The 23,789-nt window shown below is 71.1% G+C and carries 23 protein-coding genes and 1 pseudogene; 9 read left to right on the forward strand and 15 right to left on the reverse strand.

What is annotated here, in order from left to right:
• Nucleotides 1–72: 72 nt before the first annotated feature.
• Together ABDW21_RS09030 and ABDW21_RS09035 are read right to left on the reverse strand one after the other, a co-directional pair.
• On the reverse strand, nucleotides 73–1,617 hold the full coding sequence (locus tag ABDW21_RS09030) for a PE-PPE domain-containing protein (protein WP_343710329.1): 1,545 nt from the start codon (nucleotides 1,615–1,617) through the stop codon (nucleotides 73–75).
• A 233-nt stretch (nucleotides 1,618–1,850) separates the two neighbouring features.
• Complete coding sequence (locus ABDW21_RS09035; protein WP_343710330.1) at nucleotides 1,851–2,762, reverse strand: class I SAM-dependent methyltransferase; 912 nt, start codon at nucleotides 2,760–2,762, stop codon at nucleotides 1,851–1,853.
• 58 nt (nucleotides 2,763–2,820) lie between these two features.
• Here ABDW21_RS09035 and ABDW21_RS09040 point away from each other — a divergent pair, with 58 nt between their 5' ends.
• Complete coding sequence (locus tag ABDW21_RS09040; protein WP_343598844.1) at nucleotides 2,821–3,438, forward strand: hypothetical protein; 618 nt, start codon at nucleotides 2,821–2,823, stop codon at nucleotides 3,436–3,438.
• Between the two features lie 75 nt (nucleotides 3,439–3,513).
• Nucleotides 3,514–4,860, forward strand: a complete 1,347-nt coding sequence (locus tag ABDW21_RS09045) for a deoxyribodipyrimidine photo-lyase (RefSeq protein ID WP_343598843.1) — start codon at nucleotides 3,514–3,516, stop codon at nucleotides 4,858–4,860.
• 31 nt (nucleotides 4,861–4,891) lie between these two features.
• On the opposite strand, the pseudogene ABDW21_RS09050 reads toward ABDW21_RS09045, so the two are convergent.
• Nucleotides 4,892–6,940, reverse strand: a pseudogene (locus ABDW21_RS09050) (MMPL family transporter); the annotation flags it as partial.
• Nucleotides 6,941–7,004: 64 nt separating this feature from the next.
• On the opposite strand from ABDW21_RS09050, the gene ABDW21_RS09055 reads away from it, so the two are divergent.
• The 5 genes from ABDW21_RS09055 to ABDW21_RS09075 are packed head-to-tail and all read left to right on the forward strand — an operon-like array spanning nucleotide 7,005 to nucleotide 11,030.
• Complete coding sequence (locus ABDW21_RS09055; RefSeq protein WP_343598841.1) at nucleotides 7,005–7,514, forward strand: MarR family winged helix-turn-helix transcriptional regulator; 510 nt, start codon at nucleotides 7,005–7,007, stop codon at nucleotides 7,512–7,514.
• 31 nt (nucleotides 7,515–7,545) lie between these two features.
• Nucleotides 7,546–8,226, forward strand: coding sequence for a heme-binding protein (locus ABDW21_RS09060; protein ID WP_343598839.1), 681 nt, complete (start codon nucleotides 7,546–7,548; stop codon nucleotides 8,224–8,226).
• Nucleotides 8,227–8,237: 11 nt separating this feature from the next.
• Complete coding sequence (locus ABDW21_RS09065) at nucleotides 8,238–8,738, forward strand: TspO/MBR family protein (RefSeq protein ID WP_343598838.1); 501 nt, start codon at nucleotides 8,238–8,240, stop codon at nucleotides 8,736–8,738.
• A gap of 10 nt (nucleotides 8,739–8,748) precedes the next feature.
• Nucleotides 8,749–9,771, forward strand: coding sequence for a type 2 isopentenyl-diphosphate Delta-isomerase (gene fni / locus ABDW21_RS09070; RefSeq protein WP_343598836.1), 1,023 nt, complete (start codon nucleotides 8,749–8,751; stop codon nucleotides 9,769–9,771).
• A gap of 11 nt (nucleotides 9,772–9,782) precedes the next feature.
• Nucleotides 9,783–11,030 (forward strand): glycosyltransferase, encoded by a 1,248-nt coding sequence (locus tag ABDW21_RS09075; protein WP_343598835.1) that lies wholly within the window; start codon nucleotides 9,783–9,785, stop codon nucleotides 11,028–11,030.
• A gap of 3 nt (nucleotides 11,031–11,033) precedes the next feature.
• On the opposite strand, the gene ABDW21_RS09080 is transcribed toward ABDW21_RS09075, so the two are convergent.
• Genes ABDW21_RS09080 through ABDW21_RS09120 form a run of 9 tightly spaced genes read right to left on the reverse strand, consistent with a single transcriptional unit; the run spans nucleotide 11,034 to nucleotide 18,794 of the window.
• Nucleotides 11,034–11,396, reverse strand: a complete 363-nt coding sequence (locus ABDW21_RS09080) for a DUF2784 domain-containing protein (protein WP_343598833.1) — start codon at nucleotides 11,394–11,396, stop codon at nucleotides 11,034–11,036.
• Between the two features lie 18 nt (nucleotides 11,397–11,414).
• Nucleotides 11,415–12,410, reverse strand: coding sequence for a DUF5914 domain-containing protein (locus tag ABDW21_RS09085; protein WP_343598832.1), 996 nt, complete (start codon nucleotides 12,408–12,410; stop codon nucleotides 11,415–11,417).
• A complete protein-coding gene (locus tag ABDW21_RS09090) occupies nucleotides 12,407–13,927 on the reverse strand; it encodes an FAD-dependent oxidoreductase (protein WP_343598830.1) in 1,521 nt (506 codons plus the stop codon). Before ABDW21_RS09090 ends, ABDW21_RS09085 begins: the two co-directional genes overlap by 4 nt.
• A complete protein-coding gene (locus ABDW21_RS09095) occupies nucleotides 13,924–14,649 on the reverse strand; it encodes a class I SAM-dependent methyltransferase (RefSeq protein ID WP_343598828.1) in 726 nt (241 codons plus the stop codon). The genes ABDW21_RS09090 and ABDW21_RS09095 overlap by 4 nt, the downstream gene beginning before the upstream one ends.
• Nucleotides 14,636–14,947 carry a lycopene cyclase domain-containing protein gene (locus tag ABDW21_RS09100; RefSeq protein WP_343598827.1) on the reverse strand — a complete coding sequence of 104 codons (312 nt, stop codon included), beginning with the start codon at nucleotides 14,945–14,947 and terminating at the stop codon, nucleotides 14,636–14,638. Before ABDW21_RS09100 ends, ABDW21_RS09095 begins: the two co-directional genes overlap by 14 nt.
• Entirely contained in the window at nucleotides 14,944–15,267 is a 324-nt protein-coding gene (locus ABDW21_RS09105; RefSeq protein ID WP_343598826.1) for a lycopene cyclase domain-containing protein, read from the reverse strand. The genes ABDW21_RS09100 and ABDW21_RS09105 overlap by 4 nt, the downstream gene beginning before the upstream one ends.
• Nucleotides 15,264–16,217 carry a phytoene/squalene synthase family protein gene (locus ABDW21_RS09110; RefSeq protein ID WP_343598824.1) on the reverse strand — a complete coding sequence of 318 codons (954 nt, stop codon included), beginning with the start codon at nucleotides 16,215–16,217 and terminating at the stop codon, nucleotides 15,264–15,266. Before ABDW21_RS09110 ends, ABDW21_RS09105 begins: the two co-directional genes overlap by 4 nt.
• Nucleotides 16,214–17,737: a phytoene desaturase family protein gene (crtI, locus tag ABDW21_RS09115; RefSeq protein ID WP_343598822.1), complete on the reverse strand. Its 1,524-nt coding sequence runs from the start codon at nucleotides 17,735–17,737 to the stop codon at nucleotides 16,214–16,216. Before crtI ends, ABDW21_RS09110 begins: the two co-directional genes overlap by 4 nt.
• Nucleotides 17,738–17,762: 25 nt before the next feature.
• The gene (locus ABDW21_RS09120) at nucleotides 17,763–18,794 is read right to left on the reverse strand and encodes a polyprenyl synthetase family protein (RefSeq protein ID WP_343598921.1); all 1,032 of its coding nucleotides are present in this window, start codon (nucleotides 18,792–18,794) and stop codon (nucleotides 17,763–17,765) included.
• A 310-nt stretch (nucleotides 18,795–19,104) separates the two neighbouring features.
• Between ABDW21_RS09120 and ABDW21_RS09125 the strand changes: the two genes are divergently transcribed.
• Entirely contained in the window at nucleotides 19,105–20,586 is a 1,482-nt protein-coding gene (locus tag ABDW21_RS09125) for a cryptochrome/photolyase family protein (RefSeq protein WP_343598821.1), read from the forward strand.
• A 1-nt stretch (nucleotide 20,587) separates the two neighbouring features.
• Nucleotides 20,588–20,968 carry an SRPBCC family protein gene (locus ABDW21_RS09130; RefSeq protein ID WP_343598820.1) on the forward strand — a complete coding sequence of 127 codons (381 nt, stop codon included), beginning with the start codon at nucleotides 20,588–20,590 and terminating at the stop codon, nucleotides 20,966–20,968.
• 126 nt (nucleotides 20,969–21,094) lie between these two features.
• Here the strand turns inward: ABDW21_RS09130 and ABDW21_RS09135 are convergent, their stop codons facing one another.
• The 3 genes from ABDW21_RS09135 to ABDW21_RS09145 all read right to left on the reverse strand — a co-directional run bounded on the left by ABDW21_RS09135 (nucleotide 21,095) and on the right by ABDW21_RS09145 (nucleotide 23,637).
• Entirely contained in the window at nucleotides 21,095–21,703 is a 609-nt protein-coding gene (locus ABDW21_RS09135; RefSeq protein WP_343598818.1) for a TetR/AcrR family transcriptional regulator, read from the reverse strand.
• A gap of 81 nt (nucleotides 21,704–21,784) precedes the next feature.
• Nucleotides 21,785–22,282 (reverse strand): DUF427 domain-containing protein, encoded by a 498-nt coding sequence (locus tag ABDW21_RS09140; protein ID WP_343598816.1) that lies wholly within the window; start codon nucleotides 22,280–22,282, stop codon nucleotides 21,785–21,787.
• On the reverse strand, nucleotides 22,279–23,637 hold the full coding sequence (locus ABDW21_RS09145; protein WP_343598814.1) for a TIGR01777 family oxidoreductase: 1,359 nt from the start codon (nucleotides 23,635–23,637) through the stop codon (nucleotides 22,279–22,281). The genes ABDW21_RS09140 and ABDW21_RS09145 overlap by 4 nt, the downstream gene beginning before the upstream one ends.
• Nucleotides 23,638–23,789 lie beyond the last annotated feature (152 nt).

Raw genomic sequence — 23,789 nt, forward strand, 5'->3', positions numbered from 1 at the left:
GCCCGAAACACAAAGCAAAACAACAACATTCACAGACACAAACCTTAACCCCAAACTATGCGGAAAACGGGGCTAGGTGAACAGATCCACCAGGTTGCCCAGTGTTCCCAGGGCTGCCTCGACGACGGGGGCGAGTGCACCGAAGGTGAGCACGAACGGAACCAGCGCCGTGTCGGCGGCGATTGGATCACCGATCGCGCCGAGCAGGTTACCGGTGTCGAGCTGATCCGTGATGATGCTTTCGTCGTACAACGGCAGGTCGAAGACGACGGCGGTGACTGTTCTGACAACCTGGCCCAGAGCTGCATAGTCACCCGAGACGGTGCCGGCGAGATCGTCGACGATCGCGATGGGCGACGAGGTCAGCGTCGCATCCGAAGTCGGGAAGCCGAGGTAGGCGCCCAGACTGGACAGGAGATATTGTGAGGAACCGTTGACATCAAACCCAGACGCTGACGCCACCTTCACCAGCGTCGACAGTGCCGGGTTGTCCAGGAACGCAGTCAGCTTGTAGTTGTCCGGGCTGAGCAGTTGGTTGAGGGCGTCGATGACTCCCCGCTGCAGACCGTTGCCCAGCGCGGCGATCACCTCGGGCAGGGGCAGATTCGTCGGGAACAGCCCAAACGTGGTGGGCACATTGGCGTATCCCTGCGACCAGCCTTCGGTGATGCTGCCGTAGCCCAGGTCCACCAGGATCCGGGTATCAGGTTCCAGCAGGTCATAGAGCGGCTGACCGACCACCGGCAGCAACTCCAGTGGTTCCAGCAGAGGTAGCTGTGGATTCGGGATTATGTAGTAGTCGGTCAGGGTGTCGGCCGCGGACGTCGGCAGTGGCTGCGCCGACGCGATCTGCTCGGGTGTCAAACCCAGGTATAGGCCGTGCGCCAAGATCAAACCGAAAAAATCGTTGAGGTCAGATATCGGGTCGATCGGGTATTGGGGGAAGTCGGCGTAACCGTCGTATTCGATCGTGTAAATATCGGTCGGGTAGAGGTCATCCGGCGTCGCGCCGTTGAACGTGATGTCCAGGCCCGGGAGAGATGGGCTGGTGCCGGCCGGCACGTCGAAGCGTTCTGCAACTCCGCCGTTGGGCGCGTTGGGATCACCGACCAGCACGAAGTGCACGTCCTCGCTGGGCACTCCCTGGCTCGCGAGCTGCGACATGGTCAGCGAGGAGACTGTGGAACTCTGAGACCAGCCGAAAACCACTACGGGGTTGGCGGCGTCGACGTGTCCGCCCGCGATTTGGTCCTGGATATCGGCGTCGAGAAACTGTTGGTCGTGCGCCAACGTCGTGTCGGTCGTCAGGGTGAGCGGGGAAACCGGAAAGGGGTCCTGGGGCAAGAAGGTGGCTTCGGGCGTCCCGGTGAAGTCGTGCGGCTGCAGGAACAGCGAGTCGGCGGTAGCTACGTAGGACGGGGGTGGTGTCGCGAAGCCGCTGGGACCCATGACCAGCGCCGTGCCATCCCCGAGCGGCGAATCCGCGCTGTCCACGCTACGTAATGCGACTGTCCGCGCCTGTATGTTCGGCGCCGGGGACACTATCGCGGTGATAGCGATCAGACTGGCGCCCGCGACGGCGATGGTGAGAGTGCCACGAAGCACGGGATTATCCATAGCCACTCCTGACTAGCCGCAAAGGCAGCGGCGGTGACCGCAATCACGATAGCAAAAGCTGAGAGATAAGGTGGGCGTATCCGAAAACCCGCATGCCGGGTCGTTTGTCGACCGTCACGTAATTCCCCAGGGCTGCCGTCACGGAATTCCCCAGGTGCGGGCCTCGGTGGTAGGTCGTTCCTTTGACGCCGCGGACTCAGGGGTTCGACCGAAATCCGCTGGACTGGGCTCGATTACGCGCTCATGAGCGTGCCGGTTACATAAACCGTCGTCGCCAACGGCCCTGTGGCCCGAAAGTCTTGCAGCCCATACCGCGTCGCCACCTCGGCCACCGGCGAGCGGGTCACCTGCCAGCCCCGGGCGCTCAGGTACTCGCCCACGTCGTTGCGCTCACCGCTGAACTGCAGCGACGGCATGTCCAGCCCGAAACCCCGCTGCTGCCAGGTCGCGGTGATGGCCGCGACCTCGTTTCGGTCGGACGTTGTTGCGCCGGTGTCGTAGTCGGCTGCGACCGCGCTGCCCATCGCGCTGAGCCCGGTGATGGCGTCCAGCAACCGGTCCTGGGCGTCCGGCGGCAGGTACTGCAGCAGCCCCTCGGCCGACCACGCCGTCGGTGCGCCGGCGTCGAAGCCCGCGGCGTGCAGTGCGGCCGGCCAGTCGTCGCGCAGGTCGACGGCGACGGCGCACCGCTCGGCGGTCGGCTGCGCGCCGAGCTCGGCCAGCGTGGTGGTCTTGAACTCGATCACCTGAGGCTGGTCGATCTCGTAGACCACCATCCCGGCCGGCCACGCCAGCCGGTAGGCGCGGGCGTCCAGGCCGCAGGCCAGGATCACCGCCTGCCGTATCCCGATGGTGGCCGCGTCAAGGAAGAACGTGTCGAAGTACTTGGTGCGCAACGCTATCCCGTCGACCATCATCTGTACGAAGGCAATCGACTGTGCGTCCATGCCGGTGGTGTCCAGTTCGCCGGTGACCTGCCTGGTGAAGAAGTCGATTCCGACGGCTTCGACGAGCGGTCGCGCGAATGGGTCGTCGATCAGGCCGCGCGGGTCGTTGCTGGCCAGCGCCCGGCCTGCGGCGACCATGGTGGCGGTGGCCCCGACGCTGGAGGCCAGATCCCAGGTGTCGTCATCGGTGCGTGCCATGGCCGCTACGCTACGCCGCGACAGCCGCCGTGATACACGGCCGTGATACAAGTACGTGATGCGCGCCACCCGCCTCACCTTCGACGGCCACATCGCGGGATTCGGCACCGGGGTGGGCGTGCGCGTCGTCGTCGGCGCCTGGTCACGCTCCCCGTTCGGCGGTTTCACCGACGTGATGCTGCAGACTCCCGACGACCGGCGCCTGCTGCTGGCGCCCACCGCCGAGGTCGCCGAGTTCGTCGCGTCGAGCTACCACTTCGACGACGTGGTGGTGGCGCCGGTGGCCGCGCAGCGCAGCGCCGACACGCTCGCCGTGACGAGCCCGACGCTGGAGTTCGTGGCGACGATCGGCGGTCCGGCGCCGATCGACCGGCTGCTGCGCCTGGTGCCGGCCCGGCTGGCCGGCGCGCCCTGGTGGTTGCGCGCCATCGAGCCGGTCGCGGCCCGGATCCTGCCGGGTGTGCACACGGCGGGCACCGCGGGCAACGGCCGTCGGGAATACTACGGGGTCCGGCGTTCCCGGCTGGTCACCGCGATCAGCGGGCAGTTCGACGGGACGGACCTGGGCGGTCTGGCACGGCTGGAGCCGCCGGTGCAGTTCGGCTTCGCGTCGGCCCCCGCGACACCGCAGATCGTCGCGGTGACCACCCGTATCGACCTGCCGGCAGCCGGCTGACGTGGCAGCCGATCCGGATCAGGGCGGCTGAGCATCGGACGCGTCGCTGAACCGTGCGCAAGGCAGACTGGGGTGATGCCGACCGTGTTGTGGTTCCGTCGCGACCTGCGCCTGGGAGATCTGCCGTCGCTGCTGGCGGCCGCCGAGGGGCAGGAGGTGCTCGCGTGTTTCGTGCTCGATCCGCGGTTGGAGGCATCGCCGGCGCGACGGCGCATGCAGTTTCTGGGCGACTCGCTGCGGACGCTGCGCGAGGGCCTGGATGGCCGCCTGCTGGTCACCCGCGGCCAGCCCGAAGAACGAATCCCGTTGATCGCCAACGAGATCGGCGCCTCGGCGGTGAATGTGTCGGAGGATTTCGCGCCGTTCGGCCGGCGCCGCGACGAGAGGGTGCGCCAGGCCCTGGGGGAGGTGCCGCTGGTGGCGACGGGATCGCCGTATCTGGTGTCACCGGGGCGGGTCCTCAAAGACGACGGCACCCCCTACAAGGTGTTCACACCGTTCTTTCGGCGCTGGAGCGAAGTCGGCTGGCGGGCGCCGGCACGGTCGGACCGCACGTCGGCGCGCTGGCTTGACCCGGCAGAGCTGCCGGCTAAAGCGGCGAAGTCGGTCGACATCCCCGACCCGGGAGCCGAACTCGACCTGCCGGCGGGCGAGGCGGCGGCGACGCGGCAATGGCAGCGGTTCGTCGACGACGGGCTGAGCCGCTATGACAAGGACCGAAATTACCCTGACCGCAATGGCATCAGCCGCATGTCGACGCACCTGAAGTTCGGCACCATCCATCCGCGCACCATGGCGGCCGACCTCGACCGCGGCGACGGCGGGGCCCGGGCGTATCTGCGGGAGTTGGCGTTTCGCGACTTCTACGCCGCGGTGCTGCACCATTGGCCGGACAGCGCCTGGCATAACTGGAACCGCGCCTTCGACGCCATCGCGACCGACAGCGGCGCGGAGGCGACACGGCTGTTCGAGGCATGGAAGGCCGGCGAGACCGGCTTCCCCATCGTCGACGCGGGAATGCGCCAACTTCGCCAGACCGGTTTCATGCACAACCGGGTCCGGATGATCGTCGCGTCATTCCTCGTCAAAGATCTGCACCTGCCGTGGCAGTGGGGCGCCCGGTGGTTCCTCGAGCAGCTGGTCGACGGGGACATCGCCAGCAACCAGCACGGCTGGCAGTGGTGTGCGGGGTGCGGCACCGACGCCGCGCCGTACTACCGGGTGTTCAACCCGACGACGCAGGGCGAGAAGTTCGATCCCGCAGGCGATTACGTTCGGCGCTGGGTTTGCGAGCTGGCTAGCGTCGATGACGTCCACCTGAAGAACGGGCAGCGGCCTGCGGGCTATCCGGCGCCGGTTGTCGATCATGCTCAGGAGCGGACGGAGGCGCTTCGGCGCTATCAGCTGGTGGGGGCAAAGTAGGCGGCAAGGCTGGGGTCAAGGCGCCGGGCAAATTAGGCCACCAGATCCGGTCGCCGATCAGCGCGAAGAGCGCCGGAATTACCAGGGTGCGCACGACGAAGGTGTCCAGCAGGATCCCGAGCCCGACGATGACGCCCAGCTGCGTCAGCACGATCAGCGGCAGCACCCCGAGCACAGCGAACACCGCCGCTAAAACGATTCCGGCACTGGTGATCACGCCGCCGGTGGCCGACACCGCGCGCACCATTCCGTCGCGGGTTCCGTGCCCGGGTGTCTCTTCGCGGGCCCGGGTGACCAGGAAGATCGTGTAGTCCACGCCGAGGGCGACCAGGAACAGGAACGCGAACAGCGGTGTGCTGTTGTCCAGAGCGGGAAATCCGAACAGGTGAATGCTGGCCCAGCCGCCCAGGCCCAGCGCGGCCAGTGCGCTCAACACGGTTGCGGCGACCAGCACCGGGGGCGCGAGCACCGCCCGCAGCAGCGCGTAGAGCACCATCAGCACGACGGCCAGGATCGCGGGGATCAGCAGCATCCGGTCGTGCGCGGAGGCGTCGCGGACGTCGAGCGCCTGCGCGTCGGAGCCGCCCACCAAGGCTCGCGGTGTCACCGCGTCAACCGACTTCCGCAGCGCGGCAACACTGTTCAACGCCTTGGCCGACGACGGTGCGGCGTCGAGCACCACGGTCCACTGGGTCAGCCCGGAGGGCGACTGGCCGGCGGGAGCGGCCGACACCACGCCGGGCGTGCCGGTGATGGCCTGCTGCACCTGCTGTTCCTGCGCGGTGGGCGCCACCACGACGGTCGGGTCGGACGCGCCGCCGGGGAAATGTGCTGCCAGCGTGTCGAATCCGGTGACCGAGTCGGCCTTGACGCGGAACTGCTCGGTCTGCGACAGCCCGATGCGCACGCCCAGCAAACAGACGGCCGCAGCGGCTAGCAGGGCGACCGCCACGGCGCAGACCGGAGCGGGGCGGCGTGCGACGGCGTCGGCGACGCGGTGCCACACTCCGGCCGCGGTGGTCTGCGCGTCACCCACGCGGGGTACGAACGGCCAGAACACTCTGCGTCCGCACGCCGCCAGCAACGACGGCAGCAACAGCAGGACGAAGACCGCCGCGACAACCAGCCCGCAGGCCCCGAACGCGCCCAGGCTTCGGGTGCTGGGGATGGCGGCCAGGACCAGGGTCATCAGCGCCAACACGACGGTGGCGTTGCTGGCCAGAATCGCCGGGCCGGCGGCGCGCACCGCCCGGCGCAACGCGGTGCGGTGATCGGCCTCGGTGCGCAGCTCGTCGCGGTAGCGCGAGATCAGCAGCAGCGCATAGTTGGTGCCCGCACCGAACACCAGCACGCTGGTGATCCCGGCGGTCGCGCCGTCGAACGTCAGCCCGGTCCACCCGGCCACCCGGGTGCCCACCACCGAGGCGACCCGGTCGGCGAACCCGACCACCGCCAGCGGCAGCAGCCACAACACCGGCGAGCGGTAGGTGGCAACCAGCAGCAGCGCGACCACCAGCGACGTCACCACCAGCAGCGTGATGTTGGCGCCGGAGAAGGCGTTTGCGATGTCGGCGCCGAACGCCGGGCCGCCGGTGACATGCGTGACCAGTCCGGGCGCCAGGCCGTCGGCAGACGCGGTCCGCAGCGCTTTCACGGCGTCGTCGAGCGCGAAACCGGACAGTCCGGCCCGCAGCGACACGGTGGCGATCGCCGCCTTGCCGTCGCGCGACGGGAGCACCGGTGACGCATCGTCCCGCAGCGCCCCGGGCACGGCCTGCATGCGATCCCGCGCCTGTTCGGTCGCGGCCAGGTCCGCCGAGCTCAGATCGGAGCCGTCGGCGCGGACGACCACCAGGATGGCCGACGCCGTGTCGCCGCCGGGGAATTGGCGCAGCGCCGCGGCGGCTCTTGCCGAATCCGACGAGTCCGGCACCAGCGACGGCGACTGGCTTGCGGCACCGTTGGATCCGCTGACGGCCATCAGCGCACCGGACAGCACGACGAGCGCCACGGCGATCAGCCACGAACGGCGCCCGGCCACGGCAGCGGAGAGGCGCTCCCACACCACGCCGGTGATCATTTCACCAGATTAAAGATTAATCAAGTTAACAATCCGGGGGATTTCGCGGTATGCTGCAAAGCTGATGAACTCGGACCAGGGGGCCAGCGAGCGCGATCGGCTCGAAGCGCTGATCTCGGCCGACGCGCGCGCGCTGACCGCCGAGTCCGACCAGATCGGCCGGCTGTTCGCCGCGCTGCATCAGGTGCACCCCAACGACTTTCGGGCGCTGCTGCACATCATGGTGGCCGAGACCGCCGGAACGCCGATGACGTCGGGCGAGTTGCGCAACACGATGGGCGTCTCTGCGGCGGCCATCACTTACCTGGTCGAGCGGCTGATCGGCTCCGGGCACATCCGACGCGACTCCGACCCCGCCGACCGCCGCAAGGTCATCCTGCGCCACGCCGACCACGGCCGCGACACCGCCATCGCGTTCTTCACCCCGCTGGCCGCGCACACCCGCGCCGCGATGGCGGAGCTGCCCGACGCCGACCTCGTCGCCGCGCACCGGGTGTTCGCCGGGCTGGTTGGCGCCATGCGGCGCTTCCAGGACGAATTGCGTTCCTTCAGAGCCGACGTGGCTGTCACGTGAGGACAGACCACGACAGAAGAAGGAGGACGACATGTTGAGCTCGGTGGTGAGTGCGATCGGCCAGGTGGTCGAGGCCGGAGGTTCGGTGGTCGGGTACCGCGGCGGCACCGAGGAGCCGCACTACGTCGTGGAGCACGAGCTCGACGGCGTGGAGATCCGCCGCTACGGTCCGCGGGTCGCGGCCCAGACCACCGTGTCGGGAACAAGCGAAGATTCGGCCCGCAGCAGGGGGTTTCGGCGCCTCGCCGGATACATCTTCGGCGGCAACCACGCCGACACCAAGATCGCGATGACGGCGCCGGTGGCCCAGCAGTCCGGTCGGGGGCGCGGCGAGAAGATCGCGATGACGGCGCCGGTGGCCCAGCAGACCGACGCCGACGGCGACTGGGTGATCAGGTTTTTCATGCCCTCCGACAAGACGATGGACAACCTGCCGGAGCCGAACGACCCCACGGTCACGCTGGTGACCGTCCCGGCCGAGACCGTGGCGGTGCTGCGGTTCACCGGCAGCTACAGCCGCCGGGCGATCTCGTCGAACACCGAGAAGTTGCTGGCTGTCCTGCGTGACAACGGGTTGGAGCCCGACGGCGCACCGGTGGCGTGGTTCTACGATCCGCCCTGGACCATTCCGATGCGCCGCCGAAACGAAGTCGCCGTCGCGGTCACGACTTCCACCGATACACCCACCGACACACCCACCGTCACACCCTAGGAAGGAATCGCATGCGTCTGAGGACCCTGCTCGCCAACATCGCCGCCGTCGCGGCCACTTCGGGCGTCGGCGCGCTGGCAAGCGGGCCCGCCGTGCAGTCGAATTGGTATGCGCGGCTCCGCAAGCCGCCCTACCAACCGCCCGGGCAGGTGTTTCCCGTGGTGTGGCCGGCGCTGTACACCGACATCGCGGTGGTGTCGGCGTCGACCGTCGACGACCTGGACGAGGAGGGGGACCGACGTGAGCGTCGCGCCTACCAGGCGGCGCTCGGCGTCAACCTGGTGCTCAACGCCGGCTGGTCGTGGTTGTTCTTCAACCGGCACTATCTGGGCACCTCGGCGGTGGCGGCGGCCGCGTTGACCGCCAGCAGCGCCGACCTGACCCGGCGGGCGGTGGCTGTCCGTGGCGCGCGCGCCGCGCCGCTGGGCCTCTACCCGCTGTGGTGCGCGTTCGCCACGGTGCTGTCCACCCACATCTGGCTGCTCAACCGCCGGGGACCCCGTGGCCGGTGACCCTGAGGGGATGACCAACCGGAAACGCCGCCACATCGACGTGTGCCTCACCGAGGACGTCGGCTACCGGGGTGTCACGACCGGGCTGGAGCGCTACCGCCTGCCCTACAACGCGCTGACGCAGACCAGCCTCGACGACGTCGACCTGTCCACCGACTTCCTGGGCGCCCGCCTGCGGGCGCCGGTCCTGGTCGGGGCGATGACCGGCGGGGCGCAGCTGTCGGGGGTCATCAACCGGAACCTGGCCGCCGCCGCGCAGCGGCTGGGCATCGCGATGATGCTCGGCTCGCAGCGGGTGATGCTCGACGGCGCACTCGGAGACCGGGCCGCGGCCAGCTTCGCCGTGCGCGACGTGGCACCGGACGTGTTGTTGTTCGGCAACATCGGCTTGGCGCAGCTGACCAAGGACGCGGTGCCGGACATCGTCAGGGCGTTGCAGCGTGTCGGCGCCAATGCCCTTGCAGTGCACACGAATCCGTTGCAAGAGGCGATCCAGCGCAACGGCGACACCGACTTCTCCGGCTCACTGGACAGGCTGCGCGACGTGGCCGGCGCGCTGGGCTACCCGGTGTTGCTGAAAGAGGTCGGGCACGGCTTCGGCGCCGCGGGGGTGGCCGAGCTGCTGCGGTTGTCCGACGAGCCGCCGGTGGCGGCGATCGACGTCGCCGGCGCCGGCGGCACATCCTGGTCGCTGGTCGAGCAGCTGGTCGGCTACGGTGAGCTGCGGTACCCGGATCTGGCCGACTGGGGGGTCCCGACCGCGCAGGCCGTTGTCGAGGTGCGCGACGCGCTGCCCGACATCCCGTTGGTCGCCTCGGGGGGCATCCGCACCGGCATGGACGCCGCGAAGGCGATCGCGTTGGGCGCCGACGTCGTCGCGCTGGCCCGCCCACTGCTTCCCGCGGCCATCGAATCCGCTTCGGCGGCAACCGAGTTGCTGCAGCGATTGATCGACGAGCTGCGGATCTGCCTGCACGGCTGCGGTGCGCCCGATCTGCGGGCGCTGCGCGCCGTCGGGGCGCGGGCGGTCTAGAGCGAGGTCAGGTGGCGGTCGTTCTGGCGTACGGGTCGCCGGCGCTGGGTCATGTGTACCCGCTCGCCGCGCTGTGCCACGAGCTGTCCGGCCGCGGCCACCAGGTCCACCTGCGCACGATGTCGGCCCAGGTCGCGGCCATGCGTGCGGCCGGGCTGCCGGCCGAGGCGGTGGATCCGCGCATCGAGGCCATCGCCGGTCAGGATCGGGCGGCGCGCGGCGCACTGGACGTGCTGAGCACCTCCATCGACGTGCTGTGCCGCCGTGCCGTGCTCGAGGTCGACGACGTCGGGCGGGCGATCCGGCGGCTGCGGCCCGACGTCGTCGTCGTGGACGCGAACTGCTGGGGAGCCATGTCGGCAGCGGAAGCCAGTGGTATTGCGTGGCTGGTGTTTTCGCCGTTCACCCCCTACCTGCGGACGCGGGGTGTGCCGCCGTTCGGGCCGGGCCTGCGCCCGCTGCCGGGCGCCGTCGGCGCGATCCGCGACGCCGCGGTCCGCCCGGTCGTGCGTTACCTGTTCGACCGGCCGGTGGTGCCGCACGTCAACGCGATTCGCGCGGACCTGGGTGTGCCCGCGGTCGCGTCGGTCGACGGGTTGATGCGGCGGGCGCCGCTGCTGCTGGCTGTCGGCGGCGAACCGTTGGAGTACCGGCGTCCCGACTCCGACTCGGTGTTCTTCATCGGCGCCTGCCCGTTCGAGCTGGCGTCGGCGACGGCGCCGGAGTGGCTGGCCGCCGTCGACCGGCCCGTCGTGCTCGTCACGACGTCGTCGATCGGGCAGCCGGACGGGATCCTGGGCCGGGTGGCGCTGCGGGCGCTGGCCGACGAGCACGTCCACGTCGTCGCGACGTTCCCGGCCGGAGTGCCCCGCGGTCTGCCGCGGCCCGCCAATGCGACGGTGTGCCGGTTCGTTCCGCACGCGGCGGTGCTCGACCGGGCGAGTTGCGCCGTCACCCACGGCGGGATGGGGGCGACGGTCAGGGCGCTCGATCGCGGTGTCCCGGTCTGCGTGGTGCCGTTCGCCCGCGACCAGGCCGAAGTAGCGCGCCGCGTGCAGGTCGCCCGGTGCGGCACCCGGCTGCCGGCGAAACGGCTCACCGCAGCGCGCCTGCGGGCCGCGGTCAGCGCGGCGACGACGATGACCGACGGGGCGCGGCGGGTGGCCGCCGGTTTCGCCGCCACCGGCGGCGTCAGGCGCGGCGCGGACCTCATCGAGCAGCGGCTGCTCGGCGCCGTCACCAAGAACCCCGCCCGGTAGCGGTCAGCGGCGAGTTCGCTTCGCCGCCAGCAGGATCCAGGAGATCGCGGCGGCGGTGAAGGCGAGCAGCTGGGCGGATCCCGTGCTGCCCGGCGGGTAGCAGACACCGGCGACGTAGCGGTCGACGAACCCGGACGGGGGCAGCGGGCCGATCCCCGCCCGGCGGCGGGCCCACGACTCCAGTGCCGTGAGGGGACAAGGCAGATGCAGCACCACCACGCCGACGCCCCAGGCGACGGCCGGCACGTGCAGCCACAGGGTGCGCGGCCACCGCAGCGCCAGAAATCCGCCGCTGGGCAGATACGCCAGGTAGCCGAAATGGGCGCCCACGGTGGCGGCCACCAGCGCGGAATACGTTGCCTTCATGGTGGACTGGAGCTCACGTCACCCGCCGGCGCGCAGCCGGTACCGACGCTCGGCGTAGGCCAGATCGTCGCGCCACAGCCGGGCGGCCGCGTGGCGCATGAGCGGGGCGATGAGGGGAGCCGCCCGGCTTGCCCGGACGAACCCGGGGCGGTGCGAGTGCGCGACGGTCGCTTCGACGACCGCGGTGCGCGGCCGGCCGTCGGGTCCGGGACCCAGTGGCGTGGCGTGGGTTTCGACCACACTGCCGGTGCCCTCGCCGTCGACGATGCGCATCACGATGGCGCGCGCCTGCGGGCTGGTGAACTCGGCGATCACCGGCACTCCGAAGCGCCCCACCCGGAAGGTGACCGACACCAGGAAGCGGTCGTCCTGCTCGCTCGGCACGCTGAGCACCTCGAGACGGGTGAACGAGTACGGATGGAACCAGGCGCCGTGCCACGGGTCGAGCCGGTTGGCGATGATGTCGCGCGGTTCGCAGACGCCGACCACCCGGGCGACGGCGGCCAGCGTGTCGCCGGCCGGCCGGGCCGGGACCACCGGCTCGTCCAGCGGTGTTTCACCGCCCGCAGCGTCGAGCCGCACCCACGCCAGCACGCCGTCGTCGTGGCCGGGCAACGTCTTCCAGCCGAATATGCAGGTGTCGGCGTCCAGGGCGAGCCCGTGCCAGCGGCAGATCAGCGTGCCGTCGTGCACGGTCGCGGTGGCCAGATCCGCGCCCAGGTGCGGGCAGGCGCGCGGACCGACCTGCAACCGGCGCTGCCGATCGCGCCAGGCGACCACCTCGACACCCGCGACCCGGGCGCCGAAGGGCCGGTCGGCGCGCACGTCGCGGCTGGCCGCGAGCACGTACCAGTTTCCGGTGGGTCTGCGCTGTGACCGGTCCAGCGCGGCGTCGATGATCGCGGGCTGGGCGTCCTGATAGGTCGGCCGTTGCGCCGCCCACGAGGAGTGCGGGATCACCTGCAGCGGCCAGTCTTTCGGCCACTGCCGGCGCAGGCGGTCGCCGAGGCTCATCGGGGCCGCCCCGCTCGGGCGGCGAGCCGCCGCAGCAGCGCCGACCGGCCGCGGTTGGGCACGGTGCACAGCTCGTGACCGGCCAGCCCCCACCGGGTCAGCAGGTGGTTCGCGGCAGACCAGCCGGTGGTGGCCGCCCGCTCCATCAGCGCCACCGGCAGGTCGACGCGGATCCCGTCGCCGGCCAGCACCAGCCCGGGCGCCGGCGTGGTGACGGCCGGTCGCCCGGTGTAGGTGCCGGGCGCGAACAGCGGGCAGTCGCTGCGATGCACGATGCGCTCACGCACCACCCCCACCGATGCGGTCTCCGGGTACAGCTCGTGCAGCCGCCGGGTGGCGGCGGCACCAACAGATGCCGATTCCATTGCATAGCAGTGTAGTTCGATGACAGAGCCGCCGTGCCGGCGGGTCCACGTCGCGGCGTCTCGTTCGTAGCGTTCGAGCACGCTGATATTGTCCAACGGCTTGTGGCCGGCCGTGCCCAAAAATGCGGTCCGTTCGGGGGCGACGCGCCGGTCCAGCCACAGCCGATGCACCTCGAACGGCGGCGCGGTGCGCAGCGCCGCGATCCCGGTGCGCCACGGCCCGTCGCCCAGGCCGGTCGAGGCCGCCACGATCTGCTGCAGGCCGGCCGTGTCGGTAGCCAGCACGACCGCGTCGGCTGCCAGGCGGTCACCGGAGTCGGTGTGCACGTGAAAGCCGGTCCCGGTGTCGGTGTCGATGCGCGCCACCGCGCACCCGAGCCGGAACCGCACGCCGCGCTCGTCGAGATAGCGCCGCAGCGGATCCCAGAGGCTGACGTCGAAGTTCGCGTCGGGAACGTCGAAGATCAAGCCCTCGCTGGAGCCGAGGAAGTAGATGTGAAACATCGTCACCAGTTCGGCCGCCGACAGCAGTGCCGGGTCGGCGAAGAAGCTGCGGGAGAACACCTCGAACGCGAGGTGCCGGGCGGCCTGCGGGAAATTGATGCTCTTGAGGAACGTGTCGGCGTCGACGTGGTCGAGCCGCCGATAGATGTCGGGCACCGACACCGCGGCCAGCGGCGCCGCGGCCCGCGGGTCCAGCCGGGCCAGGTCACCAAGCCGAAACGTCTTGCTGCGCAATGCGAATGCCAGCGCATTCCACGGCGGGGTGCGGGGCAGGCCGCGGAAGCTGTCCCGCCGGCCCGCGGCGTCGATCAGCGGGTAGTCGTCGAGCGGGGTGAGCATCCGCAGCTGCGGGTCGACGCGGCGCAGCAGGGCACGCAGGTTGTAGTACTGGCGGAAGAAGGCGTGGAAGCCGCGGTTCATCGCAAAGGCGGCGCCGTCGTGGTGCTCGGTCCACCCGCCGACACGGCCGCCGAGATAGGGCTCGCGTTCGATCACCTGCACGGCCACACCGCGTTCGGCGAGCGCCGTGGCGGCGGTCAGGCCGGCGATGCCGGCGCCGACGACGACCGCGCGGGGGGCCGCGGACAGCGCGTCGGCGTGCGGCAGTCCGCGCGGTGCCGGGTAGGTCTGGCGGTGCCGGTCGGTCATCGCGGCGCGTCTCCGAGGAACGTGTGCACGATGTTGTGTTCCCAGCCGGGCATCGTGTCGCTGTGCACGGCGGCGAAACCGGCGTCGCTCATCCGGCGGCGCACCCGCGCGGCCCCGTCGAACGTCACAACGCTGCGCCACAAATGCCGGTACAGCGTCGTGTCGCGGGTGCTCCACCAGCCGGCCGGAATGATGATGCCCCAGCACACCGCGTGCCACACCCGCGTCGCCGCCCGCGAGTCGCGCACCGAGTAGTCGTGCACAGCCAGGGTGCCGCCGGGCGCCAGCAGCGCACGGAACGCCCGCAATTGGCTGTCCGGGTCGGCGAGGTTGCGCAGCAGATAGGCGGCCAGGATTGCGTCGAACGGTCCGGTGACGCCGCGTTCGGTCAGCTCCTCGATCCGGCAGTGTACGAACCGCACCGTCGGCGGCCACGGCTTGGACTGCGCCACATCGAGCATGCCGCGTGACGCGTCGACGGCGACGATCTCGGCCTGCGGCGCGGCGGCGAGCAGCGCGGCCGTCGATGCACCGGTGCCGCAGCCGGCGTCGAGCAGCCGCAGGCCCTGCCCCTGGCCGGGCAGCCGCAGGCGACGGGCCGAAAGCCTCAGGTGCGCATGGTATCCGGGACTGGCGCCGACCAGCAGATCGTAGCTTGCCGCGCCGGCGTCGAAGGCGGCCGGAACGTCGCCGCGGGGCAGGCCGGCACTACCGACGCTCACGTTGACGTTCCCACAACAACAGCGCCGCGGTCACCAGCGCGAAACCGAACAGGAAGTCCTCGACCGGGATGTCGAACGGGAACCGCAGACCACTGGTCTGCGGTTCGTCGTAGATGACGATGGGGGCATGCAGTTTCGTCAGCCAGCCGTCGACGAGAACCTGGAAGCCGAACACGATCGCCATCGACAACCAGTATGCGGGCCGCCGGAACAGCCCGGTGCGCAGCACCCCGAACTCCAACGCGCATACCGCGCACACCGCGGCCACCGCTGGCACTGTGTAGCCCAGCCCGGTCATCGGCGCTGCATCCGGGACAGTATGCCGGTCACCGCGTTGTAGGTCAGCAGCCCGCACAGCGGGATCACGACGAAGAACAGCACCTCTTCGATCGGCATCCCGAACCCGACGTCGACGCCGGTGACGTAGCGCGGGTTGTACGTCCACACCCCGGCCGCAACGGCCAGCTCGTCCCACACCACGAACACCGCAGCCACCGGCAGCACCGCCCGGCCGAGCCGGCGCGGCCGGCGGTAGACGCCGGGGCCGAGAAATTCCAGCGGCGCGGTGATCACCAGGCACAGCCCGAGCACGATCAGATACTGCCACCGGTCGATCATGCCGCGCCGGGCCTGCGGTCTGCGCTGTGGGCCAACCGAACTCGCCAGGACCGGATCAGCCCGGCGCCGGCGACCCGCAGCCGCCGCGCGGTGCCGACGGTCGCGCGGTGGCCGAACACCGCGAAGCCGCTGTCTTCGATGCGGCCCAGGATCTCCTGGTACAGCGTCAAAGCGGTTGCCACGCAGGGGCGTGAGCGTGGCGCCAGCAGCGCGATGCCGGGGGCGGACGACCGGTACACGTCGCGGGTGATCGCATGCTGAGCCGCCAGCGCCGCCCGCACGCGGGTGTCGGTGCGCCGGTGCGTGTGGCACCACATCAGCACGTCGCGGTCCACCCCGTGGGCCGCGAGCTCGTCGGCGGGCAGGTAGATCCGTTGCCGCATCAGGTCTTCGTCGACGTCGCGCAGAAAGTTGGTGAGCTGGAAGGCGCGGCCCAGCGCGGCGGCGTACGGTGCCGCCTCGTCGGCGTTTGCGACGGTGCCCAGTATCGGAAGTATTTGCAGCCCAATGGCTTCCGCCGAGCCGCGCATGTATGTGTTGAGGGCGGCGCGGTCCGGGTAGTCGGTGACGGTGAGGTCCATCCGCATGGAGGCCAAAAAGTCGTCGAACAACTGCCGGTCGATGCCGTAGCGGCGCGCGGTGTGCCGGGCCGCGACGAGCACCGGATCCGACGGGTCGTCGTCGTCGGCGAAGAACCGCTCGGCCAGCTCCCGCAGCCGCTCGGCACGCATGTCGGTGTCCAGGTCGGGGTTGAACTCATCGAGGATGTCGTCGGCGTGGCGGGCGAAGCCGTACAGCGCGTGCACCGGCGGGCGCTGGTCGGGGGCCAGCAACCGGGTGGCCAGGAAGAAGGTGCGCCCGTGGGCGGCGTTGACGTCGCGGCACTCCCGGTAGGCGTCGCGCAGCCGGGGGTCGCTGATCCCGGCAGCTTCCAACTCGTTGTTGATCACGGCAAGTGAGCTTTCATGTCAAGGGTTCTCGGTGACCGGCCGACGCTGCCGGTGATGCGATCGGCGGCGAGACGACCCGAAATCAGCGCCGTCGGCACGCCCACCCCCGGTACGGTCGACGATCCCGCCAGCACCGCGTTGCCGATCCCGCGCACGGTGTTGGCCGGCCGGAACGGCCCCGTCTGGGCGAAGGTGTGCGCCAACGCGAACGGGGTGCCGGCCACCATCCCCTGACGGGCCCAGTCGGCGGGGTTGACCACGTGCAGCAGCGCGGCGTCGTCGCGCAGGCCGGGCAGCAGCCGGTCCGACACGGTGTCGAGGATCGCGCCGGCGTAGGCGTCGCCGACCCGCGCCCAGTCGACCCGCCCGCGGGCCAGGTTGGGCGCCGGAGCCAGCACGTAGAGCAGGTCGCGACCCGCCGGCGCCAGCGTCGGGTCGGTCGCCGTCGGCCTGGTGACCAGCAGCGACGGATCACGCATCAGCCGGCCGTCGCGGATGATGTCGGTGAACGTCTGCTCCCAGGCGTCGCCGAACAGGATCGTGTGATGCGCCGTCTCCGCCGGCACCCGGCCGCACCCCAGGTGCGCGACCACCGCCGACGGCGCCGCCCGCCACGCCAGCACCCGTCGCGGCCGGCGGCCCAGCAGCTGATAGGTCTGGGGCAGCTCGGTGGTCAGCACCACGGCGTCGCAGGCGATGCGTTCGCCCTGGCCGGTGCGCACGGCGGTGATCCGGTCACCGCTGCGGTCCAGCGCGGTGACCGCGCTGTCGTAGCGGAACCGCACCCCGGCGTCGGCCGCCGCGGCGGCCAGCCCGTCGGGCAGCGCCCGCACCCCGCCGCGGGGGAAGAACACGCCCGACACGGTGTCCATGTAGGCGATCACCGCGTAGACGGCCAACGCCTGCTGCGGCGCGACGCCGGCGTACAGCGACTGGAAGGTGAAGACCCGCCGCAGCCGCACGTCGCGGATGCAGCGCGTGACCATGGTGTCCCACCGGCGGAACCCGCCGATCGCCGCCAGCCGGGCCAGCTGCACGTTCAGCAGCGACAGCGGGGAGTCGAAGTTCGCGGCGATGAACCCGTCGAACTCGATGCGGTACAACCGGGTCAGCCACTCCCGCAGGCGCCGGTAGCCGGCGGCGTCCCCCGACCCGGCGAACTCCTCGACCGCGGCGGCCATCCGCTCGGCGTCGGTGTGGACGTCCAGCGCGCTGCCGTCGGCGAACGCGGCCCGGTACGCCGGCTCCACCGGCAGCATGTCGACCCGGGCTGCCAGGGTGTCGCCGACGGCGGCGAACACCTCGTCGATGATGTCGGGCATGGTGAGCACCGTGGGCCCGGTGTCCAGCCGGTAGCCGTCGACGTCGTGCCGGCCGGCCCGGCCGCCGGGCCAGGCTTCGCGCTCGACGACCGTCACCTCGCGGCCGCGGCCGGCCAGATGCAGCGCCGCGGACAGCCCGGCCAGACCGGCGCCGACCACCACGACGTGGTCGCTCGGGCCTCGTACGGTACGCGTCACCCTGTCAACCCCAAACCCTCGATGCTCATGCGGCGCGCTCGGTGCACACCGTCACCATTCCCGCCAGCGCACCCCGCACGGGGTCGTCGATGCTGATGCTGTCGAGCACCTTGCGTGCCGCCTCGACGCGGTCGACGATCATCTCCTCGATGCACTCTACGGCCCCGGTGGCCAGGATCAACGCCCGCCATTGGGCGATCGCGGGCCCGTCGAGGCGGTCGCTGTTCATCAGGTCCTCGAACCTGCGACGGGCCGGCGGGTCGGCCAGGTGGTGCGCGGCGACCACCACACTGGTGGCCTTGCGTTCGATCAGGTCGCCGCCGCTGGGTTTGCCGGTGACCGCGGCCGACCCGAACACGCCGAGCACGTCGTCGCGCAGCTGGAAGGCTTCACCCAGGGCCGCCCCGAAGTCTCCGAGGCCTGCCAGCGTGTCGTCGTCGCAGCCGGCCATCGCGGCGCCGATCTCAAGGGGGCGGCGCACTGTGTAGTTGCCGGATTTGCGGCGCGCCACGTCGAGCACCGTCTCCATGCTCGGCAGGGCACGCAGATCGTTGGCCAGGTCGGCGAACTGGCCCACCGCGAGCTCGGCCCGCATGGCGTCGTAGCGGGGCCACGCGCGGCGCAGCCGCCACCCGTCCAGCCCGCTCTCGCGCAGCATCCGCTCGGCCCAGATCAGGCACAGGTCGGCGAGCAGGATGGCCGCCGATTCACCGAACCGGCGCGGCGAGCCGGACAGGCCCCGCTGCCGGTGCCACCGGGCGAACTGCACGTGTGCGGCCGGACGCCCGCGCCGCGACGCGGAGTCGTCCATGACGTCGTCCTGCAGCAGGGCGAACGCGTGCAGCAGCTCGAGGCTGGCGGCCGCCGACCCGGCCGCGTCGCTGGTGGGGGCGCCGCACAGCCACCCCAGGTACATGAACGTCGACCGCAGGCACTTGCCGCCCCCGACGAAGTCGATCAGGATGTCGCCGGCCACGTCGACCCCGACGGCGTCCAGCTCGTCGGGGCACCGCGCGGTGACGAACGCGGCGACCCGGGCCAGCACCGCCTGCCGCATCCGGGTGCGCCAACCCGCGAACTCGTCGGAGCCGGCCGGACACGGGCCCGGGAAAGACTCCGTCGCGCGCACCGCACCCCCGTCCGGACTCTCAGGCATCCGCGGACGGCTCACACTCACCTGGTGGCACCCCTTCGACGACGACAACGACCGGTCACGGAGCTCGGTGACGCCGCCAGAAATTGGGCACCCAACTTCTTTCACCGGATTAATCGTTAACCTACTGAAGGTGCGCGCCGGTCGCTACACGTGGTGGCGGTTGCAGTAGCGTCGGCGCCAGGATGGACGCGACGGCAACCGGGTATCGCCGATGACGGGCGCCGGCATGCGCTGGTGCTTCGCCGACCAGCTCGGGCCGCATTTCCTCGACGAAGCGGATCAGCCGGTGCTGCTGGTCGAGTCGCGGGCCGTGTTCGAGCGGCGGCGGTTCCATCGCCGCAAGGCGCACCTGGTGCTCTCCGCGCTGCGCCACCGCGCCGCCGAACTGGGCGAGCAGGCGGTGTTCCTGCGGACCCGGACCTACCGCGAGGCGCTGGCGCGGGTGCACGCCGAGGTCTCGGTGTGCCAGCCGACGTCGCGGGCCGCCGAGAAGTTCGTCCGTTCGCTGCCGTCGGTGCGCGTGCTGCCCGCGCGCGGATTCGCCACCGGCCGAACGACGTTCGAGCACTGGGCGCAGCAGCAGCGCCAGCTGAAGCTGGAGACCTTCTACCGCGACGCCCGCCGCCGCCTGGGCGTCCTGATGGACGGTGACCAACCTGCGGGTGGGCGCTGGAACTTCGACGCCGACAACCGCGAACCGCCGCCGCGCAATGCCAAGCGGCTCGGGGTGCCCGCACCCTGGTTTCCCGACGAGGACGACATCGACGAACAGGTCCGCGCGGACCTGGACCGCTGGGAGCGCGACGGAACCGTGTCGTTCGTCGGCCGCGACGGGCCGCGCGAGTTCGCCGTCACCCGCACCGAGGCGCTGGCGGCGCTGCAGGTTTTCATCCGGGACCGCTTGCCGCATTTCGGTTCTCACGAAGACGCGATGATGGCCGCCGACCCCTGGATGGCGCACAGCCTGCTGGCGCCGACGATGAACCTGGGCTTGCTGGACCCGCTCGAGTGCTGCCGCGCCGCCGAGGACGCCTACCGCGCCGGGCAGGCGCCGCTGCCGAGCGTGGAAGGCTACGTGCGGCAGCTGATCGGGTGGCGCGACTACATCTGGCACACCTACTGGCACTTCGGCGACGGCTACCGGCACCGCAACGCGTTGTCGGCGCACACCCCGGTTCCGGCCTGGTTCGCCGACCTCGACGCCGACAGCGTCGACGCGCGCTGCCTGCGCGAGGCGTTGGCGGGCGTCCGCGACCACGGCTGGGTGCACCACATCCCGCGGCTGATGGTGTTGTCGAACTATGCGCTGCAACGAGGTTGGGATCCGCTGGCGGTCACCGACTGGTTCCATCGCTGTTTCGTCGACGGCTACGACTGGGTGATGGTCGGCAACGTCGTCGGCATGTCCCAGCACGCCGACGGCGGCCTGATCGCGACCAAGCCGTACGCCGCCGGCGGCGCCTACATCAACCGCATGAGCGACTACTGCGGGGCGTGCCGCTACCGCCCCACCGAGCGTGTCGGCGCGCAGGCCTGCCCGTTCACCGGGGGTTATTGGTCGTTTCTGGCCCGCAACGCCGATCAGCTGGCCGGTAACCGGCGGATGTCGCGCGCGATCGCCGGCATGAAGCGGCTGGCCGATCTCGACGCGGTGGTCGCCCAGCAGCGTGCGTGCGGCGGCGAGGCGCCCTGACATGCTCGGCGTCGACCGGGTGATCGCGGCGCCGGCGCCGGCGGTGTGGGAGGTGTTCGTCGACGTCGACGCGTGGCCGGCCTGGGGCCCGTCCATTCGGCGCGCCGCCCTCGACCCGCCGCACACGGCGTTGGCGCTGCACGCCACCGGCACGGTCTACACGCCGCTCGGGGTGGCGTTGCCGTTCGTCGTCACCGAGTTCGCGGCAGGGCGGCTGTGGGCGTGGGCGGTGGCCGGCGTCGCGGCCACCCGCCACCGGGTGCAGCCGATGGGGGAGCGCACCCGGGTGAGCATCGACGTGCCGTGGTGGGCGGGCGCGTATCTGCCGGTGTGTGCGATTGCGTTGCGGCGCATCGAAAGAATGCTGACGCCGCCGCGCTGACCGCCGCGTTGTCCCGAAGCAGCAGTCGACGAACGGCGGGCCGGGTCCGGACGGCCGCAGTACGTGGCCGGCCGGGCGTGGGCTCAGTCGCCGCGCATCCGCCCCCCGAACGGTGCCAACCGTGCGTCAACCGGTAGGTCGGGTCAGGCCGGGCAGGATGACGTCGTCGACGAGCATCTGCACGGTCCGCCGGGTGGGCGGGCGGCGCGGGGTGATGGACCGGAAAATGATGTAACCGGGCAGCAAGTCCCACAGTTCGTCGCGGACGGCGGCGGCGTCGATCTCGCCGCGGTCGACGGCCTGCGCAAGGACGTGGTGCATCACCGCTTTCCGCTGGTCGATGAATTGGTGCTGCATGGCGTCGGCCAGTGCGCTGTTGCGTGACACCTCGACCAGCACCGCGCGGATGGTGCCGGCGTGCTCGCGCGCCTCCTGGCAGATCAGGTCTCCCAGCCGCAGCAGATCGCCGCGCAGTGTGCCGGTATCGGGCGGTACCGCGACCTGGCTGACGGCCTCGGTGAACGCTGCCAGCACGAGTTCCGCCTTCGACGGCCAACGCCGGTACACGGTGGCCTTGCTGGCCCGGGCGGTGGCCGCCACCTCGTCGACGGTCAACTTGTCGTACCCGTGTTGTTGCAGCAGTCGCAGCGTGACCTCGAGCAGTTCGACTTCCCGCGGCGACCACGGCGGGCAGTCGGCGGCACGAACGGTGTCGCGGGTCACGGCGTCCACCATAGAGCCGCGCCGACGAAACCGTCCAGTACCGTACAGCCGAGGCGCGGGTACCGTGCGGTCATCGCCTGCCCGGCTCGGGCGTCACCACGTCGACGATCCCGGCACGCCCTTGAAGGGGCCGGCGACCCAGCTGGTGATCCAGCCGCCGTAGAAGCCGCCCGGTTGCGGCACGACCTGTTCGCCGTTGACCTTGCAGCGGTCGACCTGCCCGGCCATGACGGCGACGGCCCCGGCGATGGCGGCGAAAGGCGGCGTCGGGTCCAGGTAGGTCCAGGCGGCCTTCGGCGCGACCTTCGCGCTGGTCACCAGGTCGTAATAGCTTGCCGCACCTTTCCATTCACACCAGGAGGTGCCGGGAGCCTCGCGCAGCACCGCGTCGGCGAACGCCTCCCGCGGCAGGTAGTAGGTCGGCGGATGGCTGGTTTCCAGCACCCGCCACGCGCGCCGCGCCGAGGCGATCACGTCGCCGCCCAGCTCCACGGTGATCGAACCCGCGAAGGGTTCCAGCCGCGGCGGCCGCGGGTAGTCCCACACCGATTCCTGTCCCGGCGCGGGTACCTCGGGTCGCGGCGCGATCATGCCGCGGCCCGGCCGAGCAGGTGCCGCAGGGCCCGGTCGAGGTCGGGCTGGCGGAAGTGGTGCCCGGCCCGCTGCAGGACGGCGGGGCTCACCCGTTGACTGGCGCAGGCCAGTTCCCGCGCGCCCTGCTCGCCCAGCAGCAGCCGCAGCCCCAGCGTCGGCACCGGCAGCACCGCGGGCCGGCGCAGCACGTGGGCCAGGATGCTCGTGTACTCTGCGTTGCGAACCGGTTGGGGGGCAACGGCGTTCACCGCACCGGACAGCGCGGTGTCCCAGAGCGCGCGGTGGTAGATGTCGACGAGGTCGTCGATGCCGATCCAGGACAACCAGGCCTGGCCGTCGCCGATCCGTCCGCCGAGCCCGGCGCGGAAGAGTGGGCGCAGCAGCGCAAGCGTGCCGCCGCGCGGGGATTGCACGATGCCCGTGCGTACCCGCACCACCCGCACCCCGGCCTGCTCGGCCGGCGCGGTCGCCTGCTCCCAGTCGCACACCACGTCGGCGAGAAACCCCTCGCCGCGGTCGCTGTCCTCGGTGAGCAGCTCGTCGCCGCGGTCGTAGCCGTAGCCGCCGATCGCCGACGCCGAGATCAGCACGGCGGGCCGCTCGGTCTCACCGGCGATCAGCTCGGCAAGCCGCCGTGTCGGCTCGATGCGGCTGTCGCGGATCGCGCGCCGGTGCGCGTCGGTGAAACGGCCGGCGATCGAGGCGCCGGCCAGGTGGATCACCGCGTCGACGCCGGCCAGCAGGCTCGGCGCGGGTTGTTCCGGATTCCACTGCCGCTCATCGGGATTCGTCGTCGGGTGGCGCACCAGCCGGATGACATGATGCCCCCCGGTGCTCAGGAAGGCAGCCAGCGCCGAACCGACCAGGCCCGACGCGCCGGTGATCGCGACCGTCCGCGCGGTCAGGCCGTGGCGCGCCGCGCGCCGGTGCGCGGCGAGGTCGTCGGCGAGCTGGCGGTGCCGGTAGACGAACATCGGGCGCAACGCGAACCCGGGAACCGGGGTGTCGACGCGGTCGATGACGCGGGTCCGTCCGTCGCCGAGATCGTCGAAGTCGTGGGTGTGGCGCCAGCGCACCGCCACCCGCGCGGGCAGCGAGGCCGGCCCGTCGCTGCCGATCTGGTCGACGAAGCGGTGCGGCGGATCGTAGGCGTCGGCCTGGTGGTCGGCGACCCAGCGCAGGCCGCCGGGCATGGCGAGCACGGCGCGGCCGTCGGCCAGCGAGCCGGCTTCGGAGACCACGCGCATGGGTTGCCACGGCGGGGCGAGGCGCAGGAACGCGCTCGGCCTGCGGTGCCAGTCGAACACCTCGTCGCGGGGCGCGTCGACGACGCTCGAATACATCAGGCCCATGATTCGACCGTACCGGTCACCGCGCGGTCAGGCCCGCCGCGCGTTCAGGCCCGCCGCGCGTTCAGGCCCGCCGCCCGTTCAGGCCCGCCGCCCGTTCAGGCCCGCCGCCCGTTCAGGCCCGCCGCCCGTTCAGGCCCGCCGCCCGTTCAGGC

The organism is Mycobacterium sp. (genome assembly GCF_039583805.1).
In the GTDB taxonomy this organism is placed as follows: Bacteria; Actinomycetota; Actinomycetes; order Mycobacteriales; family Mycobacteriaceae; genus Mycobacterium.